This is a genomic window from Chthoniobacter sp., from assembly GCF_040003245.1.
Classification (GTDB): Bacteria; Verrucomicrobiota; Verrucomicrobiia; order Chthoniobacterales; family Chthoniobacteraceae; genus Chthoniobacter.
Genome location: NZ_JBDUCX010000321.1, coordinates 1 through 6,464, shown reverse-complemented (window position 1 = coordinate 6,464; position 6,464 = coordinate 1). Strand labels below are relative to the sequence as shown.

The following is a 6,464-nucleotide window of genomic DNA, read 5'->3' as shown; positions in this document are numbered from 1 at the left end:
CGAAAGCCTTCGCCGCCGACTGGCGCTTCGCCACCGACGAGGTGCTCACCGGTGAAAAGTGGTTCCCGGTCTTGACCTCCCGCGGCCCGATAGCGGCGCGCGGCATCGAGTGCGGGCCGGATGAAAACTTCGAGCGCCTGCGCTGGACGATCCACGGTGCCCTGGCCACCGCCCGCACCTCGGTGCGCATCCTCACGCCGTATTTTCTGCCCGACAGCGCGCTGCTCTCCGCACTGGGCGTGGCGGCGATGCGCGGCGTCGAGGTGGACATCATTCTCTCCGAGCGCAGCGACCTCCCACCCGTGAAGTGGGCCATGCACGCGCAGCTATGGCAGGTGCTCCAGCGCGGCTGCCGCGTGTGGTTCACGCCCGGCCCGTTCGACCATTCCAAGCTGCTGCTCGTCGATGGCGCGTGGTCGCTCTTCGGCTCGGCGAATTGGGACGCCCGCAGCCTGCGACTGAACTTCGAGTTCAACGTCGAGTGCTACAGCGCCGAACTCGGCGAGCGCCTCGAAGCCCTCGTGCAATCCAAGCGTGCCACCGCCCGCCGCGTGACCTTGCAAGAGATGAATGCCCGCCCGCTGCCGGTGAAACTGCGCGACGGTTTCGCGCGCCTGTTCGCGCCCTACTTGTGAAACGGACTACCTTCCGTTCCGTCTCCGGTCAGCTCCCCCGCAGAAAGCTTCGCAGCATCCAGAGCGTCTTCTGGTGGACCTGGATGCGCGCGATGACGAGATCCTGGGTTTCGTGGTCTCTGGCTTCCTCCGCAGCGTCGCGGAGACTTGCCGCGTGACGGACCAAGAGTTCGTGTCCTCCGGCCAGGTGCTCCACAAACCTCGGCGCGGACAGGGATTCCACACCGAGTTCCTCGATCTCGGAATAGGCCGCGAGTGTGGCGAGGCCGCCCGGCGCGTAGGCCCCGAGTGCCCGGACGCGCTCGGCGATCTCGTCCACGGCGGTGAACAATTCCTCGTATTGCGCCTGGAAGGCGGTGTGGAGCTGGAAAAAGTCGGGACCCTCGACGTTCCAATGGGCTAGATGGGTCTGGGCCATCAAGGCGTAGGAGTCTGCGAGCAGAGTCCCGAGTCCATCGACGACGGGATTGGCGGTTGGTATGGGCATGGTTTGTATGGGCATGGATGTTGTGGTTATAGTCATGATTTTTCCTCCTAGAGCGAGATCGAATTTGGCACCCGTTCCGGGTGCCGGTAGTCCGTGGCAATAGCGCCGAACTTCATGCGAATGCGGGCTCCCGGGTTTCTCCACTGGTGGAGGCCAACGCCGCCTCCGGCTGGAAATGCACATGGAGCACCTTCAAGCGGCGCACACCGTGAGGTGTCGGCTGTTCGAACACGTCGCCCAAGCGATAGCCGAGCATCCCAGTGCCGATTGGCGCCAGAACCGAAATCTTGTTTTCCGTGATGTCGGCTTCGTCCGGCAGGACGATGGTGAATTCCATGCCCTCGCCGGTATCGAGGTCCAGCAGTTCGGCGCGGCTGTTCATGGTGATGACGTCCGGCGGCACCGCGTCCGGCGCGACGATCCTCGCGCGTTTCAGTTCGCGTTCGAGCGCGTGCGCTTCGGCGCGTTCGCGATCGGACAAATTGCCCTCGGTGATCAGGTGGCTGAGTCTCTCGTGGTCAGGAGCGGTGATGATGATTTTGCGTTTTTTCATGGGAGTTTCTTTTCGAGTTAGTGGTGATTTTTCGTGGGTCGATGGGTCGGAAACGGCGCATCATTGGTGGATCAGCGTGCGCGATCTTTTCCGCAGCTCTCGGAGCACCGTGCGATCGGCGCTCGAAAGCGTCGTGACGACACGGTGCCCATTTCCTGTGCTGGAGCGGGCCGCAGGAGCATGCGGCTTCTGCACGCCAGGCGAGGGTGCGATGCGGCGGTGGACTTCCCGTCCGACTTCCGTGATCGCCATGCCGTGCCTCGTGATGCGGACGACACCTGCCACCTGCATGAGTCCCAGCACCGCGAGCATCGCGCTGGCCGGCAGTTCGTCGCTATCGCGACGCCATTGCTCGTCGAAGCGGAAGTCATCGACGAGCGCTCGGTAGCCCACCGGCTTATGCCTGGCGGCGAGGAGCCGGATGATCCTGGAGGCACCCTTCGAGTATCCGAAGAATCCGACCAGCAGATCCTTTAGCGTCAGCGGATCGCGCGTGGGCTGCGGTGTGGAGAATCCCGCCGCGCGGATACGCGCGAGGTCGCATCGGAAGAGGAAGCCTGCGCTAAACAGCAGTGCGAGGACAACGAGGACGATCGAACCGATAATGGAGATAAGAAGAAGCGCGGTGTTCATACGGATAAAGTTTGAGGATTGGACGAACTGGCAGACGTTTCCGACGTCGCCGACTTGTGCGAAACCGGGGACTCGCATTCGCAGCAATTGATCCCGTTCAAAATAGCAGCACGACGGGCACGCTCAGCCTCGCGAGACTTGGCCTTTTCGGCAATCTGCTCCATTTGTCCATGGATATGGCCTCGTCCGAGATAAAGCAGCGCCAGCGCGGCGAGCGTGAGAGGTATGGCAACTGCGAAATCGAATATGGAAGTCATGATGTGGATAGGTTGGGACCGTCAGCGTCGGGTGAACGAAACGATCCGGGTGGCAATGAGCGGACTTAACTGAATCTGTCCGCGTGAGGTGCGAGCGGCGGCTTAATGCCTGGCCTGCCTTCGACGCTTCCATTCTACCCTCCCACGAGGAATCGACTAAGACGCAGTTTGAATCAGACAGATAGCTTTTCCCTATGCGGAGAATTCTTCCGCTGCGGCAGCGTCCGGCGCACGATGTTACCTCCATGACGCAGAATCCACCGAACGCTCCGCACCTCGCCGATCCCATCCTGACCCACGCGCGCAAAGACTTTTCCGCGCTGGAATCCGGGATGAGCGTGGCGGAGGCGCTGGAGTCCATTCGCCAGCGTGGGGCCGGGGAAAAGATCGTCTATTTCTACATCGTGGACGCCGAGCAGCGATTGATCGGCGTGGTGCCGACGCGGCGCCTGCTCACGGCGTCGCTCGACCAGCGGTTGACGGACATCATGGTGTCGCGGGTGCTCGCGATTCCGCAGAAGGCGACCTTGATGGATGCGTGCGATCTGTTCGTCCTGCATCGCTTTCTCGCCTTCCCGGTGGTCGATGAAAAGCGCCGGATGGTCGGGGTGGTCGATGTGGATCTATTCACCCAGGAAATCTTCGAACTCGCCGAGCAGGAGCGGACGGATGAGGTCTTCGAGGCGATCGGCTTCCACGTTTCCCAAGTGCGCGAAGCATCGCCCTGGCGCGCGTTCCGGGTGCGCTTCCCGTGGCTGCTCGCCACGATCGGTAGCGGGACGGTTTGCGCGGTGCTGGCCGGTTCGTTCGAGCTAACGCTGGCAAGAACCCTGGCGCTCGCATTCTTCCTCACGCTCGTCCTCGGCTTGGGCGAGAGCGTCAGCATGCAATCCATGTCCACCACGATCCACACGCTGCGTTTCACGCCGCCGACGTGGCGCTGGTTCTTAAGAGCATTTCGGCGAGAGATCGGCACCGCGCTGCTGCTGGGGCTGGCGTGCGGCGCGACGGTGGCCTTGATCGCCTGGCTGTGGCGCGGCGCGATCATGCCGGCGGTAGTGATCGGCGGCGGCATCGTGCTTTCGCTGAGCACCGCGTGCGTGCTGGGCCTGAGCATCCCCGCCACATTGCACGCGCTCCGCCTTGACCCGAAAATCGCTGCCGGCCCCGTGACGCTCGCGATGACGGACATTTTCACCCTTCTGTTCTACTTCACACTCGCGGCGTGGCTGCTGTGAAAAAAAGCGTGCCGCTCCAAATCTCACCGCTCATCAAGCCATGTCTCAAGCCGCCAAAAACCTGAGTCCCTCAACGCCCATCGTCGTGCTACTCGGAGGCCCGGGATCGGGAAAGGGCACGCATGGACAGGCGCTGGCCGCGGCGCTCGACTATCAGCATCTCTCGTCGGGTGAACATTTCCGCGATCACATTCGCCGGCTCACGCCGCTCGGTCGCCGCGCCGCGGAATTCATCGAAGGCGGACAACTCGTCCCGGATGACGTGACGATCGACCTGGTGCGCGCGATGCTCGGCGGCTGTCCCGACGCCAGCGGTTTCGTTTTGGATGGCTATCCGCGTTCGCTGGCCCAAGCGGAAGCCTTGGAGCAAGTCGCGTCGGCGTTCGGTTGCGTCGTCACGCGGGCGCTTTACCTCGACGTGTCAGACGATGAAATTGTGCGGCGACTCTCGGGCCGACTGACTTGCCGGGGGTGCGGACGGACCTGCCACGAAACCTCGAAGCCGCCTGCCCGGCCGGGCGTGTGCGATGCCTGCGGCGGCGAGTTGTTTCGGCGGACCGATGACGAGCCCGCCACCATCCGGCAACGTATCGCCGTGTTTCATCGGATGATCGATCCGCTCCGTGATTTCTACCGCGCGACCGGCCGCCTCATGGAGGTCGCCGCGGAAGGCCCGGTGCAGGAGGTAAGCGCCCGCGTCATCGCAAAGGCGAAAAGTAGCGTCGCCCAATGAGCCTCGCTGACGAGAGGCTACTCGGTGACGATGTTGATCGGTTCTCCTGCAAGGAAGGCGCGGATATTTTCAATCGTCACCGGGTCGATCCATTCGACTGCTTCGCAGTCAGCAACAATCTGCGTTCACCGCCGCAACGTATCACAACCACTTCGCCTCGACGCAATTGCGTTCGCGAAATACCTCTGGCGACGTACGAAGCTGGCGGGTTGTTATTCAAAGCTCATGTCGCCCCCCCGCGTCTTCTTCCTTCTCTTCCTCGTCGTCGCAGCCTGCCCACCGGCCGCGCACGCGTGGGGACCGCATCCCGAGATCACGCAAGCCGCGGTGGACACCCTGGGCGCCGACGATGCGCTGGTCCGCCGTCTCGGAGCGGAGACCGCGAAGCTGCGCGAATACTGCTGGATGGCGGATTGGCGGCGGCAGTTGCGGCGCGAAACGCGCGGCTGGTTCTACACCGACGATTACCTGCTCTTTCCGCCGATGACGACGCACCGGGATCATCTGTGTCCCGACGTGAAGCAGACCTACGAACCGTTTTTCCGCCGCGCATTGCAAGCGCTGCGCACCGAGACACCCTGGAACGCAGCGCGGTGGATCGGCTCGATCATGCACTTCACGGAAGACACCGGCTCGCCGCCGCATGCGGCGGAGATTCGTGGGGACGTGCATAGCAAGATGGAGAATTGGGTGGACGCGAAGGCGATCACGCTCGCCGGCTATCGACCGCAACTGCTGGGGAAGACCGACGACGAAGCCGTTGCCGGTTTTTTGAAGCGGATGGATGGGTTGATCGAGTTTTCGAAAGTGCGCGCGGAGCGGGCGAAGCCGTTCGTCGTCAGCGGTGATCGCGCCGCCACGGAACCGATCGTACTCGAGAGCGCGCTGGAGACGAGCCGGGTTGTGGCCGATCTGCTCTTCACGCTCGGCACGCTCGCGGATCAAACGCCCGACGGTGGCGCCACGCTCCGCGGCACCGTCACTTCCGCCGCGCCGGCGGGACTCGAGGCGCTCGCGGCGAAGATCGTCCTGCCCGGCACGAACTTCTCCACGCTCGCCGATGCCGAGGGCTGCTACGAGTTTCGCAATCTTCCCTCCGGCAGCTACCTGGTCGCAGTGCTGCGTGCGGGCAGCGCCATCGCGCGCGCCGAGGTCGCACTTTCACCCGGTCAAATCCTGACCCACGACTTCGCTCTCACTGCCGACTCGGTGGCTGGAAACATGATCCGTAACAGTTCCTTCGCCGCACTCTGGCTGTCGCCCGCGCAGCCCGATGCCTGGTGTCCGGTCAAGTCGCGCACGGCCGGGCCGCATTGGGAAGGCGAGTTACTCCCGCTGCGTGCGGGCACGACTTATCGCTTGAAAGTCGCGTGGGAGAAAGCGGCCAAGGGACGGGTCGTCGTTCGCCTGCGCAAGAGCGCCGATATTTCCCAGTTCCCGACCGAGCTAAAGCCCCTCCAGCCCGGCGAAACTGAATTGGATTTTCCAGCGACCGGCGATACCGCGCTCGCGCAAGTGCTCATCTTCACCGAAGGCGCGCCATCCTCCGCCTGCCGTCACATCTCGCTCAGCCCGCTGCCATGAACTCCTCCACCAGTTTCATTTCCCGCCGCGCTTTCCTGCGCGATGGCGCGCTTTGTCTGGCAGGTCTAAATGCAACCACGCTCCTGGCTGCGCAAGCAGACGCGCAACCAGCCTGCCGCATCGGCCTCATCACCGATCTTCACTACGGGGACAAGCCAGCGGGCAATACCCGTTTCTATCGCGAGACTTTCGGCAAACTCGAAGAAGCCGTGGCGAAGCTGAATGCGGAACAGCTCGCGTTTGTCGTCGAGCTTGGCGACCTGATCGACAAGGCCGCATCGGTGGAGCAGGAAATCGAGTGGCTTAAGCAGATTGAGTCCGCCTTCGCGAAGACGGCCGCGCCG

Annotated in this window: 8 protein-coding genes and 1 pseudogene; 5 read left to right on the top strand and 4 right to left on the bottom strand. The window is 63.2% G+C overall.

Going from position 1 to position 6,464, the window contains the following annotated elements; all coding sequences use genetic code 11:
* Positions 1-635 (top strand): phospholipase D-like domain-containing protein (locus tag ABJF10_RS28285; RefSeq protein WP_348547970.1); only part of this gene is annotated, 635 nt, incomplete at its 5' end.
* A 28-nt stretch (positions 636-663) separates the two neighbouring features.
* On the opposite strand, the gene ABJF10_RS28280 is transcribed toward ABJF10_RS28285, so the two are convergent.
* The 4 genes from ABJF10_RS28280 to ABJF10_RS28265 all read right to left on the bottom strand — a co-directional run bounded on the left by ABJF10_RS28280 (position 664) and on the right by ABJF10_RS28265 (position 2,565).
* Positions 664-1,122: a DNA starvation/stationary phase protection protein gene (locus ABJF10_RS28280; protein ID WP_348547969.1), complete on the bottom strand. Its 459-nt coding sequence runs from the start codon at positions 1,120-1,122 to the stop codon at positions 664-666.
* Positions 1,123-1,234: 112 nt separating this feature from the next.
* A complete protein-coding gene (gene rnk, locus ABJF10_RS28275) occupies positions 1,235-1,675 on the bottom strand; it encodes a nucleoside diphosphate kinase regulator (protein ID WP_348547968.1) in 441 nt (146 codons plus the stop codon).
* A 60-nt stretch (positions 1,676-1,735) separates the two neighbouring features.
* On the bottom strand, positions 1,736-2,308 hold the full coding sequence (locus tag ABJF10_RS28270; RefSeq protein WP_348547967.1) for a hypothetical protein: 573 nt from the start codon (positions 2,306-2,308) through the stop codon (positions 1,736-1,738).
* Positions 2,305-2,565: a hypothetical protein gene (locus ABJF10_RS28265; protein WP_348547966.1), complete on the bottom strand. Its 261-nt coding sequence runs from the start codon at positions 2,563-2,565 to the stop codon at positions 2,305-2,307. The genes ABJF10_RS28270 and ABJF10_RS28265 overlap by 4 nt, the downstream gene beginning before the upstream one ends.
* Before the next feature lie 194 nt (positions 2,566-2,759).
* Between ABJF10_RS28265 and ABJF10_RS28260 the strand changes: the two genes are divergently transcribed.
* From ABJF10_RS28260 to ABJF10_RS28245, 4 genes and pseudogenes are all read left to right on the top strand, one after another.
* Positions 2,760-3,803 (top strand): magnesium transporter, encoded by a 1,044-nt coding sequence (locus tag ABJF10_RS28260; protein ID WP_348547965.1) that lies wholly within the window; start codon positions 2,760-2,762, stop codon positions 3,801-3,803.
* Between the two features lie 40 nt (positions 3,804-3,843).
* The gene (locus ABJF10_RS28255) at positions 3,844-4,536 is read left to right on the top strand and encodes a nucleoside monophosphate kinase (RefSeq protein WP_348547964.1); all 693 of its coding nucleotides are present in this window, start codon (positions 3,844-3,846) and stop codon (positions 4,534-4,536) included.
* 225 nt (positions 4,537-4,761) lie between these two features.
* A complete protein-coding gene (locus ABJF10_RS28250) occupies positions 4,762-6,120 on the top strand; it encodes a carboxypeptidase regulatory-like domain-containing protein (protein WP_348547963.1) in 1,359 nt (452 codons plus the stop codon).
* A pseudogene (locus ABJF10_RS28245) lies at positions 6,117-6,464 on the top strand (alkaline phosphatase); the annotation flags it as partial. The gene ABJF10_RS28250 and the pseudogene ABJF10_RS28245, both read left to right, overlap by 4 nt.